Source organism: Caballeronia sp. GAFFF1 (genome assembly GCF_023630705.1).
Classification (GTDB): domain Bacteria; phylum Pseudomonadota; class Gammaproteobacteria; order Burkholderiales; family Burkholderiaceae; genus Caballeronia.
The window spans coordinates 245,561-272,133 of record NZ_JALQEM010000036.1 but is presented as its reverse complement, the minus strand read 5'-3'; the positions used below and the strand labels follow the sequence as shown (position 1 = coordinate 272,133).

26 protein-coding genes are annotated in these 26,573 nt (G+C 63.9%); 22 read left to right on the top strand and 4 right to left on the bottom strand.

Translation table 11 applies throughout. From position 1 onward, the window contains the following. From NCR37_RS22170 to NCR37_RS22155, 4 genes are all read left to right on the top strand, one after another. On the top strand, positions 1-223 hold a 223-nt coding region (locus NCR37_RS22170; protein ID WP_250474960.1), incomplete at its 5' end, for a glycine zipper family protein. Positions 224-266: 43 nt separating this feature from the next. Next, positions 267-854, top strand: coding sequence for a hypothetical protein (locus tag NCR37_RS22165; protein WP_250474959.1), 588 nt, complete (start codon positions 267-269; stop codon positions 852-854). A 35-nt stretch (positions 855-889) separates the two neighbouring features. After that, positions 890-1,402 (top strand): hypothetical protein, encoded by a 513-nt coding sequence (locus NCR37_RS22160; protein WP_250474973.1) that lies wholly within the window; start codon positions 890-892, stop codon positions 1,400-1,402. A 13-nt stretch (positions 1,403-1,415) separates the two neighbouring features. Further along, positions 1,416-1,814 carry an RT0821/Lpp0805 family surface protein gene (locus NCR37_RS22155; protein ID WP_502800571.1) on the top strand — a complete coding sequence of 133 codons (399 nt, stop codon included), beginning with the start codon at positions 1,416-1,418 and terminating at the stop codon, positions 1,812-1,814. Between the two features lie 21 nt (positions 1,815-1,835). Here NCR37_RS22155 and NCR37_RS22150 read toward each other — a convergent pair whose 3' ends face one another. Then, positions 1,836-2,750 (bottom strand): hypothetical protein, encoded by a 915-nt coding sequence (locus NCR37_RS22150; protein ID WP_250474971.1) that lies wholly within the window; start codon positions 2,748-2,750, stop codon positions 1,836-1,838. 304 nt (positions 2,751-3,054) lie between these two features. Between NCR37_RS22150 and NCR37_RS22145 the strand changes: the two genes are divergently transcribed. The 6 genes from NCR37_RS22145 (at position 3,055) to NCR37_RS22120 (ending at position 8,500) form a co-directional block, all read left to right on the top strand. After that, positions 3,055-3,267 carry a DUF2964 family protein gene (locus NCR37_RS22145; protein WP_250474958.1) on the top strand — a complete coding sequence of 71 codons (213 nt, stop codon included), beginning with the start codon at positions 3,055-3,057 and terminating at the stop codon, positions 3,265-3,267. 99 nt (positions 3,268-3,366) lie between these two features. Beyond that, a complete protein-coding gene (locus NCR37_RS22140) occupies positions 3,367-3,624 on the top strand; it encodes an RNA recognition motif domain-containing protein (RefSeq protein ID WP_250474957.1) in 258 nt (85 codons plus the stop codon). 69 nt (positions 3,625-3,693) lie between these two features. After that, positions 3,694-4,512 carry a polyphosphate kinase 2 gene (gene ppk2 / locus NCR37_RS22135; RefSeq protein WP_250474970.1) on the top strand — a complete coding sequence of 273 codons (819 nt, stop codon included), beginning with the start codon at positions 3,694-3,696 and terminating at the stop codon, positions 4,510-4,512. Between the two features lie 48 nt (positions 4,513-4,560). After that, positions 4,561-6,267 carry a SulP family inorganic anion transporter gene (locus NCR37_RS22130; RefSeq protein ID WP_250474956.1) on the top strand — a complete coding sequence of 569 codons (1,707 nt, stop codon included), beginning with the start codon at positions 4,561-4,563 and terminating at the stop codon, positions 6,265-6,267. Between the two features lie 87 nt (positions 6,268-6,354). Beyond that, positions 6,355-7,305 (top strand): phosphate acetyltransferase, encoded by a 951-nt coding sequence (locus NCR37_RS22125; protein ID WP_284506977.1) that lies wholly within the window; start codon positions 6,355-6,357, stop codon positions 7,303-7,305. 4 nt (positions 7,306-7,309) lie between these two features. Then, positions 7,310-8,500 (top strand): acetate/propionate family kinase, encoded by a 1,191-nt coding sequence (locus NCR37_RS22120; RefSeq protein WP_250474954.1) that lies wholly within the window; start codon positions 7,310-7,312, stop codon positions 8,498-8,500. 44 nt (positions 8,501-8,544) lie between these two features. Here the strand turns inward: NCR37_RS22120 and NCR37_RS22115 are convergent, their stop codons facing one another. After that, positions 8,545-9,135 (bottom strand): BPSL1445 family SYLF domain-containing lipoprotein, encoded by a 591-nt coding sequence (locus tag NCR37_RS22115; RefSeq protein WP_250474969.1) that lies wholly within the window; start codon positions 9,133-9,135, stop codon positions 8,545-8,547. Between the two features lie 461 nt (positions 9,136-9,596). Between NCR37_RS22115 and NCR37_RS22110 the strand changes: the two genes are divergently transcribed. Next, entirely contained in the window at positions 9,597-10,697 is a 1,101-nt protein-coding gene (locus NCR37_RS22110; protein ID WP_250474953.1) for an AI-2E family transporter, read from the top strand. 237 nt (positions 10,698-10,934) lie between these two features. Then, positions 10,935-11,993 carry a beta-keto acid cleavage family enzyme gene (locus NCR37_RS22105; RefSeq protein ID WP_250474952.1) on the top strand — a complete coding sequence of 353 codons (1,059 nt, stop codon included), beginning with the start codon at positions 10,935-10,937 and terminating at the stop codon, positions 11,991-11,993. 57 nt (positions 11,994-12,050) lie between these two features. Here NCR37_RS22105 and NCR37_RS22100 read toward each other — a convergent pair whose 3' ends face one another. Continuing rightward, positions 12,051-13,052, bottom strand: coding sequence for an AraC family transcriptional regulator (locus NCR37_RS22100; RefSeq protein ID WP_250474951.1), 1,002 nt, complete (start codon positions 13,050-13,052; stop codon positions 12,051-12,053). A gap of 298 nt (positions 13,053-13,350) precedes the next feature. On the opposite strand from NCR37_RS22100, the gene NCR37_RS22095 reads away from it, so the two are divergent. The 10 genes from NCR37_RS22095 to NCR37_RS22050 all read left to right on the top strand — a co-directional run bounded on the left by NCR37_RS22095 (position 13,351) and on the right by NCR37_RS22050 (position 24,608). Then, on the top strand, positions 13,351-14,679 hold the full coding sequence (locus tag NCR37_RS22095) for an MFS transporter (protein WP_250474950.1): 1,329 nt from the start codon (positions 13,351-13,353) through the stop codon (positions 14,677-14,679). 61 nt (positions 14,680-14,740) lie between these two features. Then, the gene (locus NCR37_RS22090; protein ID WP_250474949.1) at positions 14,741-15,721 is read left to right on the top strand and encodes a quinone oxidoreductase family protein; all 981 of its coding nucleotides are present in this window, start codon (positions 14,741-14,743) and stop codon (positions 15,719-15,721) included. Between the two features lie 10 nt (positions 15,722-15,731). After that, on the top strand, positions 15,732-16,580 hold the full coding sequence (locus tag NCR37_RS22085; RefSeq protein ID WP_250474948.1) for a TauD/TfdA dioxygenase family protein: 849 nt from the start codon (positions 15,732-15,734) through the stop codon (positions 16,578-16,580). Between the two features lie 29 nt (positions 16,581-16,609). Beyond that, entirely contained in the window at positions 16,610-17,170 is a 561-nt protein-coding gene (locus tag NCR37_RS22080) for an RBBP9/YdeN family alpha/beta hydrolase (RefSeq protein ID WP_250474947.1), read from the top strand. A gap of 100 nt (positions 17,171-17,270) precedes the next feature. After that, positions 17,271-18,899 carry a 3-(methylthio)propionyl-CoA ligase gene (locus tag NCR37_RS22075; protein ID WP_250474946.1) on the top strand — a complete coding sequence of 543 codons (1,629 nt, stop codon included), beginning with the start codon at positions 17,271-17,273 and terminating at the stop codon, positions 18,897-18,899. Positions 18,900-18,981: 82 nt separating this feature from the next. After that, entirely contained in the window at positions 18,982-20,127 is a 1,146-nt protein-coding gene (locus NCR37_RS22070; RefSeq protein ID WP_250474945.1) for a porin, read from the top strand. Positions 20,128-20,157: 30 nt separating this feature from the next. Then, positions 20,158-20,535 (top strand): BON domain-containing protein, encoded by a 378-nt coding sequence (locus NCR37_RS22065; protein ID WP_250474944.1) that lies wholly within the window; start codon positions 20,158-20,160, stop codon positions 20,533-20,535. A 57-nt stretch (positions 20,536-20,592) separates the two neighbouring features. Beyond that, the gene (locus NCR37_RS22060) at positions 20,593-22,395 is read left to right on the top strand and encodes an acyl-CoA dehydrogenase (protein WP_250474943.1); all 1,803 of its coding nucleotides are present in this window, start codon (positions 20,593-20,595) and stop codon (positions 22,393-22,395) included. A 16-nt stretch (positions 22,396-22,411) separates the two neighbouring features. Beyond that, a complete protein-coding gene (locus NCR37_RS22055; protein WP_250474942.1) occupies positions 22,412-23,605 on the top strand; it encodes an acetyl-CoA C-acyltransferase family protein in 1,194 nt (397 codons plus the stop codon). 169 nt (positions 23,606-23,774) lie between these two features. Next, positions 23,775-24,608, top strand: coding sequence for a class II glutamine amidotransferase (locus NCR37_RS22050; RefSeq protein WP_250474941.1), 834 nt, complete (start codon positions 23,775-23,777; stop codon positions 24,606-24,608). A 55-nt stretch (positions 24,609-24,663) separates the two neighbouring features. On the opposite strand, the gene NCR37_RS22045 is transcribed toward NCR37_RS22050, so the two are convergent. Then, positions 24,664-26,205, bottom strand: a complete 1,542-nt coding sequence (locus NCR37_RS22045) for an acetolactate synthase large subunit (protein ID WP_250474968.1) — start codon at positions 26,203-26,205, stop codon at positions 24,664-24,666. Positions 26,206-26,573: the final 368 nt, after the last annotated feature.

The following is a 26,573-nucleotide window of genomic DNA, read 5'->3' as shown; positions in this document are numbered from 1 at the left end:
GCGCGGCGCGGCCGGCGGCGCGGTGATCGGCGCGATCGCGGGCGATGCCGGCAAGGGCGCGGCCATCGGCGCGACAGCCGGCACGATGGCTGGCGGCGTGAGGGCCCGTCAGAACCGGCGCGCGCAGCAGGCCAACGCGCAAGCGCAGAGCCAGGGCGCCATGGACACCTATAACCGCGCATGGGCCGCCTGCATGCAGGGACGCGGCTATTCGATCCAATAGCGTTCGCGAGCTATCTTGCGTCAATTGAATGAGGAGTGTCGAAATGAAGCGCGTCAGTCTGGTCGTCATGTCGTGCCTTGTCCTCTTTGCAACCGCATTCGCAGCCGAGCCCCAAACCGACGCGACCATTACGCGGGACGCGAACGGCGCTACCGTGCAAGGCGTGTCGAAAGTGACCGCGACAATTGTCGGCATCGACCCGGCGACGCGCACCGTGACGCTCAAGACAGCGGCCGGCAAGGTGATGGAACTGGAAGTGACCAACGAGGCGCGCAATTTCGACCAGCTTGCGGTGGGCGATCTCGTGACCACGCAGTATCGTGAGTCGCTGACGCTGAGCCTCGTCGACAAGAAGACGTCGCCATCGGCGTCCGAGAAGGCGACGGCCGAACGCGCGCCCATGGGCGCGAAGCCCGGCGGGGAGATAGGCCGCGAAGTGACGATCATCGCCGACGTCGTGGCAGTGGACCGTCATGCGAAGACCGTCACGCTGCGCGGACCGCGAGGCAATACGCTCGATCTGCATGTCGAGGACCCGGAACGGCTCAAGCGCGTGAAGAAAGGCGATCAGGTGAAGGCCGTCTATACGGAGGCGCTTGCGATATCCGTCGAACCGGCCGCGAAGAAATAGCATGCAGCGCAATGAAGGAAAAACCCCCCATCGCCATGCCAGAACGCATCGCAGTGGCGTTATCACGCGGCGCATGCATCGCCGTGCTTGCGCTCGCAGGCTGCGCCCAGCCGGAGCAGCACGTCGGGCCCGGCATGGATCAGCAGGCTATCGTCGCGCGGCTGGGCACGCCCAAGGAAACCTATGACTTGCCGGGTGGCGGAAAGCGGCTCATGTGGCCCACGCAGCCGATGGGCAGCACCACCACGGCGGTGGATGTCGATGCATCGGGCAAGGTGGTCAGCGTCCGGCAAGTGCTTCAGGAGAACGAGTTCTACCGCGCCGAAGTCGGCAAGTGGACGCGCGATGACGTCTTGATGAACTTCGGCCGCCCGTTCGAAACGGCGCATTACAAACGGATGAATCGCGACGTATGGTCGTATCGCTACATGGAGAACAACATCGATCATATGCTGTTCCACTTCTATTTCGACGAAGGGGGCGTGTTGCGCCAAACGCAGAAGCAGCCCGACCCGAAGTACGATCCGAGCCAACGCAACGTCTTATGAAGGACACCGAACCATGATCCGGCTGTCGCGCGGTTTCGCTTACACGCTCGAAAAGTGCAGCGTCGTGGCGACGCTCTCGATGTCGTGCGCCTGCGCGTTCGCCAACAATCTGAACTTTCTGCGCGACACGCCGATCAGCTATATGAAGCCCGCTGACCGCCAGGCGCTCAACCGTGCGGCCCAGCATGCGCTCGACACGCAGAAGGACGGCCAGGGGGTTCCCTGGAACAATGAAGGCACGGGCAATCCGGTTCACATCGAAGGCACCGTCACGCCGCGCGACACCACGCAAAGCGGCGGCGAAACCTGCCGCAGCGTGACGCTCGTTGCTGTAGCGAAGGGGCAGACGCAAAGCTGGACACCGGTCGCCTGCAAGAAGGCAAGCGGGGAATGGCGTATCAAGAAGCGGTGAAGGCCACAACTGGCGATAGGGCTAGAAGCTCACAGCGAATCCGAAGGACACGCCATGCACGTTGTGCCCGAAGACATAACGAACCATGGCGCGCGTGCGCGTGATGACGATCGGGTACTTGCTGCTGTCGAGCTCCAGCCCCACGCCGAGCGAGGTGAGGTCGTTGAAGCCGAGCGCGCCGGCGCTGTCGCCGAAGTAATGCGAGTACGCGGTTTCGAGGACGTAGCGAAGGGGCCTGTCGAGCGCGCTCAAGCCCGTCGGCGCGCGCCAGCGAGCCCACAGGCTGAATTGCTGCGCGGTCGCCGAACCCTGCACGGCATTGGACGACGAGCCGAAGCTGCGTAGATAGATATCGGTTGCTCGCAGTTCCACGTCGACTTCGTAATGCTCGCGATAGTGCTCAAGATCGAGCATCAGTGATCCGCCGACGCCGTAGGCGTTGAGCACGCCGTCTTCGAGGAATTGCAGGTTCGCGTCGGCGACATGGTTGAAGACGGTCTGCGCGATGCGCAGGTCGCTTGCCACGCGGCCCACCATGCCGTTGACGATCGGCCGGAAGCGAAGTTCATCGGTAATCGGGAAGTCCCAGCCGATGCCCACCGTGGTGCTTGCCGTATTCCATTTGGTCGGCACGGGACGTTCCTGATTGCCGTCGGTGGCGACGAAGGTCGGATCGTAGCGGCTATAGGCGACCGTGCCTTCGAGATAGAGCGGAAACGACTTGCTGATGGTGAAGCCGCCGCCGAATTGCGTCTGACCGAATCCCGGGTTGCCGGTCGCGCCGCTATTGATGGAGAGTGAGCTCGTGGTCACGTCGGGCACGGCCGTGTACGACATGATGGCGAGCACTGCGTCCGCGTACTGTTTGACGTTCGCGCCGACGAATGTGCGGCCCGGCGCCTGCGGTGGCGTGTTTTGAGCCTGTGCCTGATCCATCGGCAATGCAAGGACGAGCGAGAGCAACGAAGCCACGAATCCATGCAATCGGCCGTGCTTGAGAATCGCGTTCGGCATGTTCGGCCTCTGTTGAGATGCACGGCTGTCCAAGTCGTGCCTGCATCCTTTCGCGCTGCCGGCGGCGCTCGCAGGACCGGCGCAGTGGCTCGATTCAGTGGCAATACGCTAGCAATTTAGTCCAAGGCGTCGAACGCGCCAAGCGGATTGCAGCAAGTGTGTCCACAGGACCACTCAGAATTTCCTAAACTGAAGTATCCGATGCATGGCAACCGCGGAGGCATGGATGAGACGTACCGAGCTTCGAAGCGTGTGTGCCGCGATCGGCGTTTTCATCTGGCTGGGCGGACTGTATGCCACGATTCATGGTCTTCTGTATGACACCACGTCCGAATTTCGCTTTGGCATGCTGGCGCTCGCCATCGGCATCGTCATATTCGTGAGCGCGCTCAATCCGCTCGCGCAGCGCAAATCGAAAGCACGAGACGAACGCGGTTGATTCGTTAAGCACATCACGCAGCCGACGCACGGCATGACGAGCCACGCGGCTCGTCGAACTCACCTGGCTCTAACCGGTGCATTGAGGGAGGACATCGCGATGAGTGATCTCTGGCTAGGCAATGTCGAACCGAACACGACGGACGATGAGATCCGCGAATTTCTTTGCAGATACGGGTTTCCTGCCTTCGACGCCATCGAGCGCGTTCCCGGCACCGGCGAACGTCCCGCCGCGGTCGTGAGCTTCCACTCGCTCGAGCCGCACATGTTGCGCACGCTCCAGCCGCGCATCCACAACATGTTCTGGAAGGACCGCACGCTCGTGGTGCAGGTCATGCCCGAGCGCAACGAAACGTGAAGCGCGAGCGTCGCTTGAAACGAGCGCCGCGCTTGATTGCAGATCGAGAACCAATGGGGAGCCAACGTGATGGAAGACAAGGTTGCCGGGGAATCGGAAGGCGCGCGCACGGGAAACCGTTTGAGCGGCAAGCAGTACGAGAAGGAACTGGCGCGCCTGCATGTGGAGCTCGTGAGGCTGCAGCAGTGGACCGTGCATACCGGCGCGAAAATCTGCGTCGTGTTCGAGGGACGCGACGGCGCGGGCAAGGGCGGGACCATCAAGGCAATCACGGAGCGCGTGAGTCCGCGTATCTTCCGCGTGATCGCGCTGCCCGCGCCCACGGAGCGCGAGAAAACGCAGATGTACTTTCAGCGGTATGTGCCACACCTGCCTGCCGCAGGCGAAATCGCGCTCTTCGACCGCAGCTGGTATAACCGCGCGGGGGTGGAGCGCGTGATGGGTTTTTGCACGCCCGAGCAAGTGCAGACCTTCCTCAAGGGCGTGCCGCTCGTCGAGCGCGCAATCATCGACTCCGGAGTGATCCTGCTGAAGTACTGGCTCGAAGTGAGCGAAGAGGAGCAGACCCGCCGCCTCGAAGCGCGCATCCACGATGAGCGCAAGATCTGGAAGCTCTCGCCGATGGACCTGCGCTCCTATAGCCGCTGGTACGACTATTCCCGTGCGCGCGACGACATGTTCGCCGCCAGCGATACCGACGAGGCACCGTGGCACGTCGTGCGTTCAGACGACAAGCGGCGCGCGCGGCTCAATCTCATCAGTCACCTGCTCGAGAACATCCCTTACTCCGTGCTTCCCCGGGAGAAAGTGAAGCTGCCGAAAAGGCAGAAGCCGGAGGACTACCGCGAGAGCGATCATCCGCTCAGGTACGTGCCCGAGCGGTTCTGACGCCTGTTCCCGTCGACGCCGCACCGCCCGCTCACCGAGGGAGTCGCCATGCCGGAACGCGCATCCGCCGCTCGCGCCAGCCGCGCCGGGATGATCCCCGAGTGGCTGTCGCGCTACGACAGGCAGTGGGCGCATACGGACGTGATCGCGGGCGCCACGGCGGCTGCTGTCGTCATTCCGAAGGCGCTCGCTTACGCGACGATCGCAGGCCTGCCCGTGCAAGTGGGCCTCTACACAGCGTGCGTGCCGATGCTGATCTACGCGCTCACGGGCGCGTCGCGCGTGCTGAGCGTCAGCACCACGACCACGCTTGCCATTCTTGCGGGCGATACGCTCGGCATGGTGGCGAATGCCGGCGATCCGCACATGCTCGCGACCCTGAATGCCACGCTGACTGCTCTTGTCGGCGGCATGCTCATGGCGGCGGCCGTGTTGCGAATGGGCTTTGTCGCGGACTTCATTTCCGAGCCGGTGCTCGTGGGATTCAAGGCAGGCGTGGCCATTGTGATCGTCGTGGATCAGTTGCCGAAGCTATTCGGGATTCATTTCCCGAAGGAATCGTTCTTTCACAACGTGGCGGCGTTGATCGGCAACCTCCCGCACGCGTCGCCGGGCACGATGGCGCTCGCCTTCGCCAGCATCGCCGCGTTGGTCGCGCTGGAGCGATTCGCGCCGCGTGCGCCGGCGCCGCTCATCGTGGTGGCGGCGGCGATCGCGGCCGTCGCCGTTTTCGGCTTGCGCTCGCATGGCGTGGAGACCGTGGGCGCGGTTCCCGCAGGACTGCCCTCGTGGGTGAAGCCGGACCCGGCCCTTGCGCTTGCGCTCTGGCCACATGCATTAGGCATTGCGCTGATGAGCTTCACCGAAAGCATCGCGGCAGGCCGCGCGTTTGCACGCAACGACGAGCCGACACCGAACGCCAACCGCGAACTCTTCGCGACGGGTATCGCGAACGTCGGAAGCGCGCTCTTCGGAGGCATGGTATCCGGAGGCGGCACGAGCCAGACCGCGGTCAACCGGCGGGCCGGCGCGCGCACGCAATGCGCGCAGATCGTCACGGCAGTCATCGCGCTCGCCGTCATGCTGATATTCGCGCCATTGATGGCGTTGATGCCGCACGCGACGCTTGCCGCAGTCGTCGTGTACTACTCGATCGGCCTTTTCAGCGTGGCCGAATTCCGCGCGATCCTGAGAGTGCGCAAGACCGAGTTCGTCTGGGCGCTTACTGCGTGCGTGGGCGTGGTGTTGCTGGGAACGCTCGCGGGCATTGTCGTCGCCATCGTGGTCTCGCTGCTGATGCTCGCGCATCAGGTGTCGAATCCGCCGCTGTACGTGCTCAAGCGGATACCCGGCACCAACGTGTTCCGGCCGGCGTCGGCGGGACATCCCGACGACGAAACGTTCGCCGGCATGCTCCTGCTGCGTCCCGAAGGACGAATTTTCTTCGCCAACGCGCAGCGCGTGGCCGACAAGATTCGTCCGATCGTTCAGGATGCCGATGCAAAAATCGTCGTGCTGGATCTGAGCCGTGTTTTCGACCTCGAATACACCGCGCTCAAGATGCTTGCGGAAGCCGAACAGCGCCTGAGCGCAAACGGCACCGTGCTATGGCTCGCGGGCTTGAATCCGAGCGTGCTCGACAGCGTGCGACGTTCGCCGCTCGGCGAGTCGTTAGGCGAGGCGCGCATGTTCTACAACCTGGAGCATGTCGTCGCCAGGTATCGCGACACTGTTGCAACGAGCGAGGTGCCTTGACGGTCGGCATGACCGAATCGTTGGGCGTCACCGGCACCGTGGCGAAGGTCACGTCATGAGCGCGCCTGCGCTCGCTTGAAATCCCTGCTGGAGGTATTCATGGAGCATACGCATGAGAAGTATCAACGGCTGATCGAGATTTGCACGACGCTGCCGCCGCTTGCAACTGCGGTCGTGCATCCGTGCGACCGGACCTCGCTCGAAGGCGCGGTGAAGGCGGCCGAGATGGGGCTGATTGCGCCGCAACTGTTCGGGCCGAGCGACCGTATCCATGAGATCGCCAGCGAGTGCGGTCTCGACATCTCGCGCTATCCGCTAATCGACGCGCCGCACAGCCACGCGGCCGCGCAACTGGCGGTGGACTGCGTGCGCGAAGCGCGCGTCGAAGCGCTCATGAAAGGCGGCCTGCACACCGACGAAGTCATGGCGGCGGTCGTGAGGCGCGAAGGCGGCCTGCGCACCGCGCGGCGCGTAAGCCACTGTTTCATCATGGACGTGCCGGGGCATCAGAACGCGCTCATCATCAGCGATGCGGCGATCAACATTGCCCCGACGCTCGCCGATAAAGTCGACATCGTGCAGAACGCGATCGATCTGGGCCATGCATTGCGGCTCGAGGAAGTGCGCGTGGCGATTCTCTCGGCGATGGAAACGGTGAACCCGAAAGTGCCGTCCACGATCGAAGCGGCGGCGCTCTGCAAGATGGTGGACCGCCATCAGATCACGGGTGCGCTCGTCGACGGGCCGCTAGCGCTCGACAATGCCATCGACCTCGAAGCCGCGCATACGAAGAAGATCGACTCGCCGGTCGCGGGGCGCGCGAACGTGCTCATCGTGCCGGATCTCGAAGCCGGCAACATGCTCGCGAAAAGCCTGTCGTTTCTCGCGGGCGCGGATGCCGCGGGCATCGTGCTCGGGGCGCGCGTGCCGATCATCCTGACGAGTCGCGCCGATTCCCTGCAATCGCGGCTAGCTTCGTGCGCGATCGCCTCGCTCGTCGCGGCCAAGCGCCGCGAAGAACTGCACGTAACGGGGTGAAAAGATGGCCGACGTCATTCTGGTTCTGAACGCGGGTTCATCCAGCATCAAGTTCAGCGCATTCGACGCGCAGGGCGACGATCTCGCGCTGGTTTCGCGCGGGCAGGCGGAAGGGCTCTTCGGCGCGCCGCGCTTCGCCGCGTTCGATGCGCGCGGCGAGCAGACTGGCGCGCACGCGTGGGCCGACGGCTCGACGCTCGAACACGCGCAAGCCATTACACATATCGCCGACTTTCTGCGCGCGCATGGCGAAGGGCATCGCCTCGTGGGAGTGGGGCATCGCGTCGTGCATGGCGGCGCGCGTTTCACCGAGCCGGTGCTGATCGACGCGAATGTGATTGCCGAGCTCGACGCGCTCACGCCGCTCGCGCCGCTGCATCAGTCGCACAACCTGAAGCCGATACGAATCATCGCGGAGCGCAACCCGGCCATGCCGCAAGTCGCGTGCTTCGACACCGCGTTTCACGCGGGACAGCCCGCGCTGGCGCAGGCGTTCGCGCTGCCCGCATCGCTCACTGACAAGGGTGTGCGGCGCTATGGATTTCATGGCCTTTCATACGAGTACATTGCAAGCGCGCTGCCCGATCTCGCGCCTGCGGCAGCGAACGGTCGCACCGTGGTCGCGCACCTGGGCAACGGCGCGAGTCTATGCGCGATGTCGGCGGGCAAGAGCGTAGCCAGCACAATGGGATTCACGGCGCTGGATGGGCTGATGATGGGCACGCGCTGCGGCAGCCTCGATCCCGGCGTGATCCTGTATCTGCTCGACGAAATGGGCATGAGCGCGCGCGAGATCGAGGACCTGCTGTATCGAGGCTCGGGGCTGCTCGGCGTGTCCGGCGTATCGGGCGACATGCGCGCGCTTCTGGCAAGCAGCGACGCACGCGCGCGCTTTGCCATCGACCTGTATGTGTACCGGATCGCCCGCGAGATCGGTTCGATGAGCGCGGCGCTGCACGGTCTCGACGCTCTCGTGTTCACCGCAGGCATCGGCGAACATGCTGCCGAAATACGGCGGCGTGTCTGCGAGGAAGCGCGATGGTGGGGCATCGAACTCGATGCTGATGCCAACGAGCGCGGCGAAACGCACATCAGCACGGCGACGAGCAAAGTCGGCGCGTGGGTAATACCCACGAACGAAGAACTCATGATCGCGCGTCACGCGCGCAGAGTGATGGATCGCGCATCCCGTTGATGCGGGCGCTGCGCGATCTCACGCTCGCAGAAAGCGACGCAGAGCTATTCGTCCAGTCGGCTTATCTTCGTGCCCTGAAGCGAGGCATCCGCCATCAGGCCGGCGTTCGTCAATACGATCGCACTTACCGGTTTGGTGGCGGTCGTCGTATCGATCGTGCCGTTCGCGCCCATCTTGAGAAGCGCCACCGATGCATCCGCTCCTGCCGACCAGCCCTTGGAGTTGCGGAAGTTGTCGAGCGCCTCCTGCGTCATGAAAAGGAAGATGAGCGCCTTCGATTGCGCGCCGGCCTGCAGGCCGAACGAGCCCGAAGTCGTGCTGTAGTAGCCGACGGTGTGCCCGCCTACGCGAAGCGCACCCTTGCCGTATTCCGCGCCGACCACGAGGCCGGCCTGAAGTACCGACGGAAACACGAGTACGCCGCGAGCCTTGCCGACGAGTTCCCGCGAACCGGGAACGCTGGCATAGAGCCGTTGGATCGTGCTGTCTACATCAGCGTCGATGGAGCGCCGCTGATCGGCCGCACCCGCCGCTTGTTCGGTGCCCGCGTTTCTGTTCGTGGTGCAGGCAGTCAGTGCGAGGCAACTCAGCGCGAGGACGGCGGAAGATGCCGTCACGAGAATTCGTCTTTGCATCATGGTTTCCACCGTTTGGCTAACGAAGCGTTGAATTGAGACACGGGGTGCAAGGAAAGTTATAGCACATGGACCCGGAAGCGCGACCCTCGCTTGTCCCTACGGCGCGTTAAGTTGTGCTGTGGATGCCATGCGCGTGTCGCGCGCCGTTTCTGCGCGATTCGAGCCTTTGGGTGGTGCGCATGGGCGATGGGCCAAACGATTTCCGATTACAGCGTAGAGATTCCCGTCGCTGCGTTGCGGTGATTTCTTTGAGAAGTCGGATCGTCCGTCCTAGACTTTGACGGGGAACGCTTTTCCCAGCGCCTCTGCGGGTGAATGTCCTGTCCGCGTCTTTTCATTAGTGGTCGTACCTTGTCGGACCGGCACTGTTTGCGAGCCGGCGCGCTCATAGTCGATAGTCCCGGCAACCGTGGGCAGCCGTGCGTCACGCTCCGCGGCAAACCGCGAGGAGGCACGAAATGCTTACTCCTGTTACTGAACGCACGCTCTCGCGCGAGTTACTCGATGTCCTGATCCGCGCAGGGCTCGTCGCCGTTCTAGCCATCTTCTGCTTTCGCGTCTTCGTGCCATTCCTGAATCTCATGGTCTGGGCGCTCATCCTGGCGGTGACGCTGTATCCGCTACAGGTCAAACTTCGCGGTCCTCTCGGGGGCAGGAACGGGCTCATCGCGTCGCTGATCATCCTGGTCGCGTTCGCTGTGATTCTGGTGCCAACGTACCTGCTCGGCGTGGCAATAGCGAATTCGATGGACCACGCGATGTCCATCATCCGGAGCGGCACGCTGCATATTCCGCCGCCGGCCGAATCGGTAGCCGCATGGCCGTTCGTGGGCCGGCACGTCCATGACTTCTGGGCGCAGGCGTCCACGGACATCACCGTTCTCGCGCAGAAGTTCACGCCCCAGTTGAAGCAAGCGGGCCTTGCCGTGCTCGGCACGATTACCGGTCTGGGTGCGGGACTCGTCGTGTTCTTCCTGGCCCTGATCGTCGCTGGCATATTCATGGCACACGGCGAGAAAGGCTATCAAAGCGCAGTGTTGATCGCATCGCGGATCTCTGGGCCGGAGAACGGACGACAGATCGCCGATCTGTCCACGGCCACTATCCGTGCCGTCGCGCAGGGCGTGGTCGGCATCGCGTTCATTCAGATGTTGTTGATCGGCATCGCGTTCATCGTGATGGACATTCCCGGTGCCGGTCTGCTCGCGCTGGGCGTGTTGCTTCTCGGGATCATGCAGCTTCCCGCGACGTTCATTACGCTGCCGGTCATCGTCTATGTGGTGTTGACCGAGGGCTTCAGCGCGGCGACGATTGCTTTCGCGATTTACGTCTTCATAGCGGGGCTCGCCGATAACGTGCTCAAGCCCCTGCTGCTGGGCCGCGGCGTGGCGGTGCCCATGCCCGTGGTTCTGATCGGCGCGCTAGGCGGCATGGTGACGGGCGGGGTGATCGGCCTCTTCATCGGCCCGGTGATGCTCGCGGTGGCTTACAAGCTCTTCTGGCGGTGGGTGAAGGACCAGCCTGAACGCGAGTCGATCATGCAGAAGGAAAAGGTCTGACCGCTGCGAAACCTCCGCGAACGATGCGCGAACTCTTTCTCCGATGATAACGAGCCACATCGCATAGGCGTCGGTGTAAACGCTGATTGGCACCGAAGCCTAAATTCTTGGCGCGTCGACCTAAATCTCATTTCCGGGCAGCCTGTAACTTAGTCCCGCGGGTTCGTTCGCCGCGTGCGACACCGGCGAACGCTCCAATCATTTCCCGGCTTGCAGCCTGTCCTTTGAGACCACGCCATGAACTTCCTCGACGGTTCCCTCTACACTGAAAACCAGCCGCCTCTCGTCATCACAGCCGCGCCGTATGCGCCGGCATGGGTGCCTTCCGACTTCCCGGAAGACATTCCCGTCACGATGGACGAGCAGGTTCAAAAGGCGGTGGATTGCTATAACGCCGGCGCCACCGTACTGCACCTGCACGTGCGCGAACTCGACGGCAAGGGCAGCAAGCGGCTGTCCAAGTTCAACGAACTCATCGCCGGCGTGCGCAACGCAGTGCCCGACATGATCATCCAGGTCGGCGGGTCGATCAGCTTCGCGCCGGAATCCGAGGGTGCCGCAGCCAAATGGCTCAGCGACGACACGCGCCATATGCTGGCCGAACTCGATCCCAAGCCCGATCAGGTCACGGTCACGATCAATACCTCGCAGATGAACGTGGTCGAGCATTGGGAGGACGACGACGTCAAGGGAACCTCGATGGAGGATCCCGAAGTGTATAACGCATATAAAGAAATGACCGTGCCGGCGCAGCCGGGATGGGCCGAGGAGCATATTCGCCGCCTCAACGCGGCGGGCATCCAGAGCGCGTTTCAGTGCTACAACATCAACAGCTTCGAGTCCGTCGAGCGATTGATCCGGCGCGGCGTGTACAAAGGCCCGCTCGTCATGAACTGGGTGGCCATCGGCGGCGGCATGGACGCGCCGAACATCTATAACCTCGCGAACTTCCTGCGCGCGACGCCCGATGGCGCGGTGCTGACCGTGGAAAGCTCGATGCGCAACGTGTTGCCGATCAACATGATGGGCATTGCCATGGGCCTGCACGTTCGCTGCGGCACCGAAGACAACCTGTGGAATCAGTCGCGCACGCGCAAGATGAGCTCGGTCGAACAGATCGAACAACTGGTGCGCATCTCGCGGGAGTTCGGCCGCGAAATCGCCACCGCCGATGAAGCGCGCGCCATCTGCAAGATCGGCGTGTTCTATGACACCGTGGAGGAGACCTTGCTTGCCAACGGTTTCGCGCCCAACCGGAACGGCGGCACGCAGGGCTTCTTGCGCAAGGCCGTCTGACGGCGCGGTATAGCAAAGTACTGATCTTGACTCCGCAAATCGAACAGCCGGCGTCGATCAACGCCGCCGGCTGCTCCGCCAGTCGCGCGGCGTCATGCCGAAGCGCGAGGTGAACCAGTTCGTGAACGATCCCTGCTGGTTATAGCCCAGGAGCGCGGCGACGCGTCCGATCGGATAGCGCGGGTTGCTCATATAGCGCACCGCGAGTTCGCGGCGCACTTCATCGACGAGTTCGGAGAAGCTGGTGCTCGCCATTTCCAGTTGCCGCTGCATGGTGCGCACGCTCAGTCCCAGTTGCCGTGCAACGGGTTCGACCGTGCCTTGCTCCAGCGGCAAGAGCAGGTATATGGCTTTGCGCACTTCCAGCGCGATGGAATCGCCCTGCGCTTGCTTGAGCGGCGCGGCGAGACTCTCGGCGTAGCGGACCAGTTCCGGGTCGGCGGCGGGATTCGGGTAGTCGAGATCCGTTGCGGCGCATACGAACCCGTTGAAGTCGCTCCCGAATTCCATAGGACATCCAAAGAACCGTCGATGAAACGTCAGGTCGGCGGGCCCTTTGTGCGTGAAATGGACGGTGCGCGGTTTCCAGTGCGCGCCCAACAGGGCGCTCGAATGGCGGGCGAGCACTCCGAGCGCGAGTTCGATTGCCTGATTGGTCGGCGTGCCCGGCGCAACGACGAGTTCCTCGCGGATCGTGACTGTCGGGCCCGCGTCCTCGACATAGACCGCGAGCGCTTCGTTAAGCAGGTGCCGATATTCGGCGGCGGCGAGCAACACCTCGCGCAGCGTGCGCTTATGGGCGAGCAGCAGGTTGACCACGCCTGTGCCGAACTTGTGCCGCGTTTCGGCCATTTGCAATGCAAACGTGGGACACGACGCGGCTTCTGCCGTCAGTTCGAGCAGCCGGCAACAGGCGGAAGCCGACACGCGATTGTCTGGATTCGCGAGCGCGGAAGGATCGATGCCGACGCGCTGCGCCATATCGACCGCGCTGATGCCGAGCCGCCGCGTGACTTCGAAATAACCGCTCATTGCGATCGACCGAAGCATCGTCTCCATGGCTCTCCCTTCGGTGCGCCGTGCGCGTTGTTGTCCGTTGCCGATTGCCGATTGCCGAGCGCTGATAGCCGCCCGCGCCGCGCGTCGGTGTTTTCACCGAGTGGCACGAAAACACAAAAACATGGCGCTCATCACGAAATTGTAGTTTGCCGTTCCCGTATCGTGCAATGACGGCGCGGTTGTATTCAGATAGCTTCGTAAGCGGCTGTGCAGGCGTGAGGACGTGAACGACTTCACCGACGAACCTAGCTGCTAGTGAAGACGACCGGTAACCAGCCAGACGCGAAGGAGACAAACAATGCTTGTTCAGCATGCGCAGCCCGCTACGGGCGATGTTGCGGTATCGGAAGCGGGCGTGCCCGGCTATGCCTGGGTCGTGTTCGCATTGACGGTCGGATTGCTGCTCTCCGATTACATGTCGAGGCAGGTCCTGAACGCGGTATTCCCGCTGCTCAAGGCGAACTGGGCCTTGACCGACACGCGCCTCGGGTCGCTCAGCAGCGTGGTCGCGTTGATGGTCGGCGTGCTGACCTTTCCGCTCTCGGTGCTCGCCGATCGTTGGGGGCGTGTGAAGAGCATTCTTCTGATGGCGGCGATCTGGAGCTTCGCGACGCTCGGCTGCGCGCTCGCCACCAACTATGGCGAGATGCTGGTCGCGCGGGCCTTCGTCGGTATCGGCGAGGCGGCCTACGGCAGCGTCGGCATCGCGGTCGTGTTGAGCATCTTTCCGGCACGGCTGCGCGCGACGCTGACCGGCGCGTTCATGGCAGGAGGCGCGTTCGGCTCGGTGCTGGGCATGGCGCTCGGGGGCGCGGTGGCGGCTCATCTCGGCTGGCGACCGGCGTTTGGCGTCATGGCTGCCCTGGGTCTCGTGCTCGTCGTCGTCTACCGGTTCGCCGTGACCGAGAAGCGGCTCGCACCGCTCCAGCCCGCGAGCGTGAACGTAAGCCGGGGCTCGCGTGAAGTCGGCATGCGCCTCAGTTTGCGCGCCTTGTTGAAGGGGCTGTTCTCCACGAAGTCGGTGGTGTGTGCCTATATCGGCAGCGGCATTCATCTGCTCGTTCCGGCCGCGATGTGGGCATGGATGCCGAGTTTCCTTAACCGCTATTACGGCATGCCGGTCGGCAAGGCCGCGATGAGCGCCGCAGCATTCGTTCTGGTGACCGGCCTCGGCATGGTCGTGTGCGGAAATCTCGCCGACCGCTTGAGCAAGCATTCACGAGAAACGAAGTGGGCCGCCGCGATCGCCTTTTGCGTGACGTGTGCCGCGCTGCTTGCTATCGGTTTGCGCATGCCGGCCGGACCCATGCAACTCGTCGTGATCGCCGCTGGCATGTTCTTGAGCGCAGGCGCAAGCGGTCCGGCTGGCGCGATGGTGGCCAATCTCACGCCGCCATCGATCCACGCATCGGCATTCGCGACGCTGACGCTGGCGAACAACTTGTTGGGCCTCGCGCCCGCCGCCATTCTGACCGGCATCATCGCCGACCGGATCGGCCTGCTGGGCGCGCTGCAACTCGTGCCGTTCGCGCCGCTCGTCGCCGCAATTGCGTTCTTCATCGGCAAGCGCAATTACGCCGGTGATCTGGATCGCCTGAATACGCTGCGCGAGCAGGCCGTGCGTTGAACGACGCCTGCATCGACGGTGAAATTGATTGAGCAGTTACGTCATTGAGAGGAGATTGAACATGGCTAAAGCGATTCGCTTCCATGAAACCGGCGGTCCCGAAGTCTTGCGCTACGAAACGGTCGAAGTAGGCGATCCGGGTCCGGGACAGGTCCGCTTGCGTCACGAGGCCGTGGGCCTGAACTTCGCCGACACCTATTTTCGCAGTGGTCTTTATCCGGTTCCGCTGCCTTCGGGTATGGGCGTGGAAGCCGCGGGCGTGGTCGAGGCTGTCGGCGCGGGCGTCGCGAACGTCGCGCCCGGCGACCGTGTGACCTACACGGGCTTCATCAATACGCTCGGCGCCTATAGCACGGAGCGTCTGATCGCCGCTGCGCCGCTCATCAAACTGCCGGCTGCGATTCCGTTCGATACGGCGGCCGGCATGACCATGCGCGGTCTGACGAGCGCGTACCTGATGCGCCGCATCTACGACTTCAAGACCGGCGACACGATTCTGCTGCATGCGGCGGCGGGCGGTGTCGGCCTGATCGTGTCGCAATGGGCGAAGCTGCTCGGACTCACCGTAATCGGCACCGTATCGACCGAAGCGAAGGGCGAGGTGGCGCGCGCGCATGGCTGCGATCACGTGATCGACTACAGCCGGGAAGACGTCGCGGCGCGAGTGCGCGAACTGACTGACGGCGCTGGCGTGCACGTGGTGTTCGATAGCGTCGGCAAGGACACGTTCGACGCGTCGCTCGACTCGCTCAAGCGTCGCGGCCTCATGGTTTGTGTCGGCACGGCGTCGGGTCCCGTCCCGGCCTTCAATCCGCAAATACTTGCGATGAAGGGTTCGCTCTATCTGACGCGCCCCGCGCTCGCCGATTACATCGCCGATGCTGCAGAGAAAGACGAACTCGCCGCCGAACTCTTCGCGCATGTGGCCGCGGGGCGTATCGACATTCAGGTGAATCAGCGCTATGCGCTCGAAGACGCGGTGCAGGCTCACCGCGATCTCGAATCGCGCAAGACGACCGGTTCGTCGGTTTTTATCATCTAAGGAGGCCGTGATGCGAATCGAACCTCTCACATGTGCAATCGGCGCGGAGCTTTTCGGCGTCGATCTGGCCGACGCCATTCACGACGACGGACTCTTCAGCGAGATCAGAGCGGCGCTGTTGAAGCATCGCGTGCTCTTTCTGCGCGAACAGGACATCACGCGCGCCGAACACGTCGCGTTCGCGCGCCGCTTCGGGGAACTGGAAGATCATCCGGTGGCAGGCAGCGACCCCGAGTATCCCGGGCTCGTGCGCATCTACAAGACGCCCGATCAGCCGAACGACCGGTACGAGAATGCGTGGCACGCGGACGCAACGTGGCGCGAGGCGCCGCAATTCGGCGCGGTGCTTCGTTGCGTGGAATGTCCACCCGTCGGAGGCGACACGATGTGGGCGAACATGGCGCTCGCCTACGAGAACCTGCCCGCGCACATCAAGACGCAGATTGCCGACCTGCGCGCACGTCATAGCATCGAAGCGAGTTTCGGCGCTGCGATGCCGACTGAGAAGCGCCATGCACTCAAGGCGCAGTTTCCGGATGCCGAACATCCCGTTGTGCGCACGCACCCCGAGACCGAAGAGAAGATTCTGTTCGTGAATGCCTTCACGACGCATTTTACCAACTATCACACGCCCGATCGCGTGCGCTTCGGCCAGGACGCCAATCCGGGCGCAGGCGAACTGTTGCGCTACCTGATCAGTCAGGCATACATCCCGGAGTACCAGGTGCGCTGGCGCTGGCAGAAGAACAGCGTGGCCATCTGGGACAACCGGAGCACGCAACACTATGCGGTAATGGACTATCCGCCGTGTCATCGCAAGATGGAGCGCGCGGGAATTATCGGCGACAAGCCTTATTGACGAGACGATGAGGAGACGAAGGCCGCTTCATGAATTCACATACGATGCCGACCGTTGTCATGGTGCCGGGCTTGCGCGGCCATGTCGCCGAGCACTGGCAAACGCTGCTGCAAAAAGAGTTGCCCAAGTCCGCCTGCGTGCCGCCGCTCGAACACGACACGCTCAGTTGCGCGGCGCGCGTGGCGGCGCTCGACGCAACGCTCGCGGAAATCGACGGTCCCGTGATTCTCGTCGCGCATAGCGCGGGCGTGATGATGACCGTCCAGTGGGCGCAGCATCGCCGCCGCGAGATTCACGGTGCAGTGCTGGCCGCCCCGGCCGATCTCGAGACGCCGCTGCCCGCTGGCTATCCGACGCTCGAAGCGTTGGCCCAAAACGGCTGGCATCCGATTCCGCGCGGGACGCTGCCGTTTCCGAGCATCGTCGCCGCGAGCCGCAATGACCCGCTTGCGCGCTTCGAGCGCGTGTCCGGGATGGCGAAGGACTGGGGCAGCCGACTCGTCGATCTCGGCGACGTGGGACACCTGAACCCCGCGTCGGGGTTCGGCGAATGGAAGATGGCGCACCGTCTCATTCAGGAACTCGTGTGAACGGATGCGGGCAGTCTGCACCGCATGCCGTGTAGTGTCATAACCCGTTGGAAGAGCGCGCCGGAACGTCAGCCGTGATGCGCCATCAGGAGAACGAATCATGCAAGGCTTGATGATGCAGCAACCGCTGCTGGTCGCTTCGCTGCTCACCCATGCCGAACGGCATCACGGTGCCCGGGAAATCGTGTCTCGGCGAGTGGAAGGGGACATTCACCGGTACACGTACCGGGATCTCGCGCAACGCGCGCGCCGCATGGCCAACGCGCTGGCCGCTCTCGGTATTCAGCCGGGTGAACGGGTGGCCACGCTGGCATGGAACGGCTACCGGCACATGGAGCTGTATTTCGCGGCCTCGGGATCGGGTGCCGTGTTGCATACGCTGAACCCTCGGCTCCACATCGACCAGCTGGCCTACATCATCGATCATGCGCAAGACCGCGTTGTGTTCTTCGACGTGACGTTCATGCCGCTCATCGAATCCGTCGCGGCCCGCGTCAAGAGCCCGAAGGTGTTCGTCGCGATGACCGACCGCGCGCACATGCCGCGGGCGCACGTTCTGTCCACCATGCTCATGTGCTACGAGGACCTGATCGACGCAAGCAGCGACGCGTTCGACTGGCCGCTTGTCGATGAGAACAGCGCGTCGTCGCTCTGCTATACATCGGGGACCACGGGGCATCCGAAAGGCGTGCTGTACAGCCACCGCTCGACCCTGTTGCATACCTTCTCCGCCGCGCTGCCGGATTCGCTCAATTGCTCGGCGCGTGACTCGATACTGCCCGTCGTGCCGATGTTCCACGTCAACGCATGGGGCTTGCCGTATATCGCGTGCATGGTGGGCGCGAAGCTCGTATTCCCTGGGGCCGCCCTCGACGGCGCATCGCTCCATGAACTGATCGAGAGCGAGCAGGTCACGCTGTCCGCTGGCGTGCCGACCGTGTGGCAGGGGCTGCTCGCGCATGTCGACGAAACGAAGGGCAGCTTCTCGTCGATGCGACGCACGGTGATCGGCGGAGCACCGTGTCCGACGGCGATGGCCGCTGCTTTTCAGGAGCGTTATCAGGTGGACGTGCTGCATGCGTGGGGCATGACCGAACTCAGTCCGCTTGGCACCGTATGCAGCTTCAAGGCGCATCAACTCGCGCTGCCACAGCCTGACCGCTACGCGCTTCAGGCGAAGCAGGGCCGCGCGGTGTTCGGCATCGACATGAAGATCGTCGGTCCGCAAGGCCTCGAACTGCCGTGGGACGGCCGCAGCGCTGGCGATCTCATGGTGCGCGGCCCGTGGGTCACGCGCCAGTACTTCGGCAGCGACGATGCCTCGCCGTTATCCGACGGCTGGTTCCCGACCGGAGACATCGCGAAGATCGACCCCGACGGGTTCATGCAGATCACGGACCGCAGCAAGGACGTCATCAAATCGGGCGGCGAATGGATCAGCTCGGCTGAGATCGAAAACATCGCCTGTCTGCACCCGGATGTGACGACTGCGGTGTGCATCGGCGCAAGGCATCCGAAGTGGGACGAGCGGCCGTTGCTGCTCGTCGTGAAGAAGCCGGATAGCGCCGTGACCGAACACGAGTTGCTCCGTTTCTTCGACGGACGCCTGGCGAAGTGGTGCATGCCGGACGCGGTGGTATTCATCGATTCGGTGCCGCACGGCGCCACCGGCAAAGTCCTCAAGCATCAACTACGCGATCAGTTCACGGACTACTTCGTGCCGGGCTGACACCGGCCCGCATCGACGCAGCTTCGTTCCCGCACTACTCACACAAGACCGCTCCCATGCGGCACATCGTTGGAGACACGCAATGAAATTGAAGTTGAGCGGCGCCGCGGCGCTGCTGATGTTCGCCACCGCGGCTCACGCCCAATCGTCGGTCACGCTGTATGGCGTGCTCGACAGTGGCCTGCTTTATCAAAGCACGTCAGCGGCAACCTTCCTGCCGACCGCGCGCAACATGGGGCATGTGTATCAACTCAAGGACGGCGGCATCTACGCGAGCTTCTGGGGCCTGAAGGGTAGCGAAGACCTCGGCGGCGGCTACAAGATCAACTTCAAGCTGCAAGGCTCGTTCAACAGCGCGAACGGCCGCACGGGGCTGCCCGATACTCCGGGCACGACAGCGATCTTCAACCAGTTTGCGACCATCGGCGCATCGGGGCCGTTCGGCACATTCGACGCCGGCCGCCAGATCATCCCGATGATCTACGCGATGGCGGAAACCGACGTGCGCGGCGCGCAGTACTTCGGCAGTATTCTGACCGCATGGCTCGGCGTGAATCAGGCTGCGGGCTGGCCGGGCACGAGCACCAATGCGCCCATCGGCGCGCTGTATGACAGCAACGCGCTGGTCTACACGACGCCGAAATTCTACGGCGCATCGCTTGCGCTGGAATATGCGCCGGGCGGCGTCGCGGGCCAGTTTCAGGGCGGCACGCGCGAATCGGCCGTGCTCAAGTATTCGAACTACGGCCTGAACCTGTCCGCCGTCTACTACAACGGACACGACACCAATCCTTATCCCATCAACTATCCGGCTGCGCCCGCCATCACGCCGACCGGACAAGACAACAACCGTTTCTATTACTTCGGCGCGATGTACACCATCGACGGCGTGTCGATTTCCGCGTCTTACGGCATCGGCAAGAACCCGTCGAGAAGCAACACCGTGAACTTCGAAATGGCATCCGGTGGTCTCGGCTATCAGTTCAACTCGCGTTTCAAGGTGACATCCGGTTTCTATTACCTGAAGGACCGGAACAATTCAGCTAACCATTCCAGCGAATTCTCACTGGGTGCCGAGTACAGCGTGTCTCCGCGAACCCGGGCGTACGCGCAAGTCGGTTATGTCGACAACAAGGGCACCATGAACCAGACGATCATTTATGGCGCACCGGTTGCGCCGGGCGTCTCGACTACGGCCGCGATGATCGGCATTCGCCATGTGTTCTGAACGCGCCACCCTGAACGACCGGAGAAACCCATGAAGCATATTCGCGCCCTACAAGTCGCCCTGGCGACTTCGATCACGATAACGTCCGCGAGCGTCTGGTCTCAGACTGGCGAAGCATCCGGCGCACCGGCCGCCTCTGCGACGGCGGCTTCGGCCAGCGCAGCGCCCGAAACCGGCAGAAAGGCGAATCGCGCGCTGCGCAGAAAGGTGTACGCGGCGATCGGCAAGCACAAGGAGATCAGCGCCGGCGATCTCAGCGTCATTGCGAAAGACGGCGCCGTCACGCTCGGCGGCACGGTCACGGACGCGCAGCAGATCAAGCAGGTCGAGGACATCGTGAAGGCGGTTCCCGGCGTAACGTCGGTGACCAACAAGTTGACTGTGAATAAACCTCTTGGCGGCATGTAGTCACTAAATAACACCGCTTATGAACACTCAAGATCGCATTACGTGGACTGAACGAATATGACTTACGCCGCACCATTAGACGAAATGCTCTTTGCAATGACCGAGCTTGCAGGGCTCGACGAGATCGCCACCTTGCCCGGCTTCGGAGATGCCGATCTCGATACAGCAAGAGGCGTGCTCGAAGAATGCGCGAGGCTGTGCAACGAGGTCTGGGCGCCGCTCAACGCAGAAGGCGACCGCAATCCGAGCACATGGAAGGACGGCGCAGTCGAATCGACGCCGGGCTTTCGGCAAGCCTTTGGCCACTTTGTCGAAGGCGGATGGCAAGGCGTGCATCATCCGCAAGAATATGGCGGACAGGGTCTGCCGAAGCTGATCGCAGCCGCGTGCACGGAGATGCTGAACGCGTCGAATCTGTCGCTCGCGCTGTGCCCGCTGCTGACCGATGGCGCGATCGAAGCGCTGCTCCTCGCGGGCAGCGATGAGCAGAAGTCGACGTATTTGCCCAAGCTCGTCTCGGGCCAGTGGACCGGCACGATGAATCTGACCGAACCCCAAGCGGGGTCCGACCTCGCGCTGTTGCGCACGCGCGCGCAGCGGCAGAGCGACGGCACTTACCGTATCTCCGGCACAAAGACGTTCATTACGTGGGGCGAGCACGACATGGCCGAGAACATCGTGCATCTCGTGCTTGCCCGCACGCCCGATGCGCCGGCGGGCGTGAAGGGCATCTCGCTCTTCATCGTGCCGAAGCGGCTCGTCAACGCGGATGGTTCCTGCGGCGAGCGCAATGACGTGACCTGCGTGTCGATCGAACACAAGCTCGGCATCAAGGCGAGCCCGACCGCCGTGCTTCAGTTCGGCGATCACGGCGGCGCGACAGGCTTTCTGGTGGGCGAGGAGAACCGCGGCCTCGAATACATGTTCGTCATGATGAACGCGGCTCGCTTCGGCGTGGGCGTGCAGGCCATCGGCGTGTCGGAGCGCGCGTATCAGAAGGCCGTTGCATACGCGAAAGAGCGCGTGCAGGGCCGCGCCATCGACGGATCGGCGAGCGACCCGGTGCCAATCATCGCGCATCCGGACGTGCGCCGGATGCTCTTGACGATGCGCGCGCTGACCGAGGGCGCCCGCTCGCTCGCCTATGTCGCAGCAGCGCATGCCGACCGGGCTCACGCACATGCGGACCCAGAGGTGCGTGAAGCGAATCAGGCGATCTATGAATTTCTGGTGCCTATCGTGAAGGGGTGGAGCACGGAGATGGCGCTCGAAGTGACGAGCCTCGGCATTCAGGTTCACGGCGGCATGGGCTTCATCGAAGAGACCGGCGCGGCGCAGTATTACCGTGACGCGCGCATCCTGCCGATCTACGAAGGCACGACGGCCATTCAGGCGAACGACCTGATCGGTCGCAAGACGCTGCGCGACAAAGGCGCGGTGGCGATGCGTCTTCTTGCCCGCATCGAAGAAACCATCGTGGCGCTACAGGGCCACGCTTCTTTTGACACGAGCGCGGCGTTCCGGTCGATGCACGCTCACCTTCTCGCGGGCCACGACGCGCTTGCGCGTTCCGTGTGCTTCGTCGTCGATAACGCGCGCCGCGAACCGAACGCCGTGTTCGCGGGAAGCGTGCCTTACTTGCAGTTGGCGGGCATCGTGCTCTGCGGCTGGCAACTTGCGCGCTCGTTGATCGCCGCCACGGACAAACGCGAAAGCGACGCTGCTTTCCACGACACGAGAATCGCCACGGCGCATGCCTATGCGACACACGTGCTGCCGCGCGCGATCGCACTCGAAGCGGCGGTGGTCGCCGGGCTCGACGTGGAAGGCGTTCCCGCGTTGCAGGGCGAACAGTTTTAATTCGATGGAGTGAACGATGCAAAGGGATGTCGTCGTGGTCAGCGGTGCGCGAACCGCAATCGGAAAATTTGGTGGCGGTCTCAAGGACCAGCCGCCCACGGCGCTGGGCGCGCACGTCGTGCGCAACGTGCTGGCCCGGAACGGCCTGCCAGCACAAGACGTGGGTCGGGTCGTGTTCGGAAACGTCATCGCTACCGAGCCTAGAGACCTGTATCTGGCGCGAGTCGCCGCCCTGGATGCCGGCCTCGCCGAGCACACGCCCGCGATGACCGTCAACCGTCTATGCGGCTCCGGACTGGAAGCGATCATCTGCGCGGCGCAGGCCATTCTGCTCGGCGATACCGACGTCGCAATTGGCGGTGGTGCCGAGAACATGAGTCGCGCGCCCTACCTTGCGACGGACGCTCGCTTCGGCGCGCGCATGGGGGACAGCCGCCTCGTCGACATGATGCTCGGCGCGTTGCACGACCCGTTCCACTCAATACACATGGGCATGACGGCGGAGAACGTCGCACGCAAATACGGCATCACGCGCGAGCAGCAGGATGCGCTCGCGCTGGAGTCGCATCGGCGGGCGGCGCGCGCGATAGCCGAGGGCCGCTTCGCAGGCCAGATTGCTGCAATCGCCACGCAAGTCAAGGGCAAAAGCACCGTCTTCGATACCGACGAGCACGTGCGCCACGACCTCCAGCAGGGCGAGCTTGCCGGCTTGCGTCCTGCGTTCCTCAAAGATGGCGGAACTGTGACGGCGGGCAACGCCTCGGGAATCAACGACGCGGCAGCCGCAGTTCTGATGATGGACGCGCAGACGGCGAAAGCGCGCGAGATTCGGCCGCTGGCGCGTCTCGTTTCGTATGCGCACGCGGGTGTCGATCCGCAGTACATGGGCATCGGTCCAGTGCCCGCGACACGCGCGGCGCTCAAGCGCGCCCGTCTGCACGCGACCGATCTCGACGTCATCGAATCGAACGAGGCATTCGCGGCTCAGGCTTGCGCGGTGACGAAGCTGCTCGAACTCGACGCGCAAAAGGTCAACCCGAACGGGTCGGGGATATCGCTCGGGCACCCGATCGGCGCGACCGGCGCGGTCATCACCGTCAAGGCCCTTCACGAACTGGAGCGCATCAACGGACGCTACGCGCTCGTGACCATGTGCATCGGAGGCGGGCAGGGTATCGCGGCGATCTTCGAGAATCTGCGCCGGGCTTAAGCCGCCGCGAGTGTCTGGCCGAGCGTGAAGCGCGGCACCTATCCTCAGGCGAAGGCAGCGCGCGAACAATCGGTGTATCGTCGATTCTGCTGGCGCGGCTCGAACGGATCGTCCGGCCCGCTGCGGCAGACTTCGGCCGCCGACTCACGCCCCTTCCACAGGAGAGATCATGTGCCGCTGGCTCGCCTATTCGGGCAATCCGCTTCAGCTCGAAACCGTGCTCTTCAACGCGAAACATTCGCTCATCGACCAGAGCCTGCATGCGCGGCTCGGGCAGACCACCACCAACGGCGACGGCTTCGGGATCGGTTGGTACGGACATCCGACCGACATTCCCTTTCGCTATCGTTGCATTCAGCCGGCGTGGAGCGATCGCAACCTGCGCGAAGCCGCCCGCGCCATCCACGCGCCGCTCTTCGTCGCGCACGTGCGCGCGGCGACCGGCACGCCGTCGCAGGAAACCAACTGTCATCCGTTCCGTTACGGCCGGTGGCTCTTCGTGCACAACGGCCTCGTGCGCAACTACCCGGTATTGCGCCGCGATCTGATGGTGGCGGTCGCGCCCGACCTGTTTCCGTCGATCGAAGGATCGACCGATTCGGAAGTGCTGTTCTTCCTCGCGCTCACCTTCGGCCTGGCGCATGCGCCTGTCACCGCGCTCAAGCGGATGGTGGCATTCGTCGAAGACACCGCCCGCCGCCACGGCGTGGCCGACCCGCTGAACATGACCGTCTGCGCGACCGACGGCGAGCAAATCGTGGCAGTCCGCTATTCGAGCGAGCGGCAGTCGCGCTCGCTCTTTCACAACACGTCGTTCCGTCACCTGCACGCGTTGTATCCCGACGATCCGCGCATCGCGATGGCCGGAGAGGATGCTTTCCTTGTCGTGTCCGAGCCGCTCGCCGATTTGCCCGGATGGTGGCAGGAGATTCCGGAGAGCACCGTGGTCGTCGCGCAGGGCGGGGAAGTCGAGCAGTTTCCGTTCGAGCCGCAAGCGGCCTGAGTCGTGCGTCCGGACGCGCGGTTCAACGGCTGATCACTTTGCGACTTCGCGCGCCTCAGATGCAAAGCTCGATCAGGAACGGGCCGGGACGTCGCACGGCTATCGCGAAGAGCTCGTTGAAGCGCGCCATGTCGCTCACCCGCGCGGCCTCCACGCCCATGCCGCCGGCGATCTTCAACCAGTCGAGATCCGGATTGCCGATGTCCAGCATGTCCATCGCCGTCTTACCCGCCGTCGCGCCCACGCTGGCGAGCTCGTGCTGGAGGATGGCATAGCGGCGGTTGGCGAGCAGCACCACGGTGACGTCGAGTTTCTCGCGCGCCATGCTCCACAGGGCTTGCGGCGTGTACATCGCCGAACCGTCCGCCTGGAGCGCGATCACGCGCCGGCCCTTCGCGGCGACTGCCGCGCCCAGCGCGAGCGGCAGGCCGTCGCCGATGGCGCCGCCCGTTAGCTGAAGCCAGTCATGCGGCGCGGCGTGAACCGTTCCGGGATAGAAGGCGTGTCCGAAGCTCACGCTCTCATCGACGACGATGGCCTCTTCCGGCATCAACGCGCTCAGGGTTTGCGCCACGGCCTGCGAACTTATCGCGCCTGTGCCGACGCGCGGCGTGGCCGAAGCGAACGCGGGAACGCGCACGGCCGGCGCGTTCAGCGCGTCAGCGAGACGCGCGAGCGCGTCCGCCAGATCGTCCTCGGGGCGCGCGAGGACGTGGATCGCCGCATCGTCCGGAAAGGGACGCGAAGGCTTGCCCGGATAGGCGAAGAAGTTGGCGGGCGCAGGCGTGCCCACCAGGACCACCTGACGAATGCCCGCGAGCCGGGCGCGCGCGGCATCGCCGGAGTAGGGCATGCGTTCGATCGGAAAGCGCCCGCGGCCACGCGGCACGCGTGCGTTGAAGGTCGTCGACATGAGCTGCGCGCCCGTCGCGGCCGCGATGCGATGGGCGCAGGCCAACGCGTGTTCTTCGAGCGCCGCGCCGGCGAGCAGCAGCAACGACGGCTGATCCTGCCGCAACATGCGCGCGATGCGCTCGATGTCGTCCGGCGAGACGCTCGCCGCGCGATCGGGTTCGAGAGGCGCGGCAATCACGCCGCCGCTGTCCCAGCAGACATCCGACGGCAAGATCAGACTGGCGACTCCGCCGGGGGCGGCGCGCGCCGCCTGCATCGCGGCGGCAGCGGCCGCGCCGACAGCATCGGCCCGTTCGACGGTCCGCGTCCACACCGAGACGGGGCGCGCCCACGCTTCTGCGTCGGTGGTGAGCGGCGCGTCGTACTGGCGGTGATGCGTCGCCTGGTCGCCGATGAGGTTGACCACCGGCGTCTGCGCGCGCCGCGCGTTGTGCAGGTTCGCGAGACCATTCGCGAGGCCCGGACCGCAATGCAGCAGCGTGGCGGCCGGCTTGCCCGCGATGCGCGCATACCCGTCCGCCGCGCCGGTCACGACGCCTTCGAACAGGCCGAGCACGCAGCGCATGCCGGGAATGCGATCCAGCGCCGCGACGAAATGCATCTCGCTGGTTCCCGGATTGGCGAAGCAGGTATCGACGCCGCAGGCCAGCAGCGTCCTCACCAGACTCTCGGCGCCGTTGATGGCGGTACACGCGTCGGACGTTGTCATGGGTCGTTTCGGAAAAGGGGCTTGCGGTTCTGATCCGCATTGACCCGAAAGTATGAGCAACGAAGCTCGCGCGCGATTCCGGATTCGGGTGTCGGCAAGAGCCCGAGCAGCCGGGCCATTGCCATGACGAGCGTTGCGACTTCGGCGGCGCGTTCCGCGTTTCGCTGACGCGACCAGCCTCGCATGGCATCGGCTACAGCGAACGCCCCGCATGGCGAGGCGCGCGATACCCCTATCTTCGAGGGGGTGTGCGCGCTGCGATTCCTGCCTATTCTCGACGCACTTTCCGCCTGTTGATCGCCGTCACGCACGGCGACGCTGCGCTCCGGCATGCAACAGAC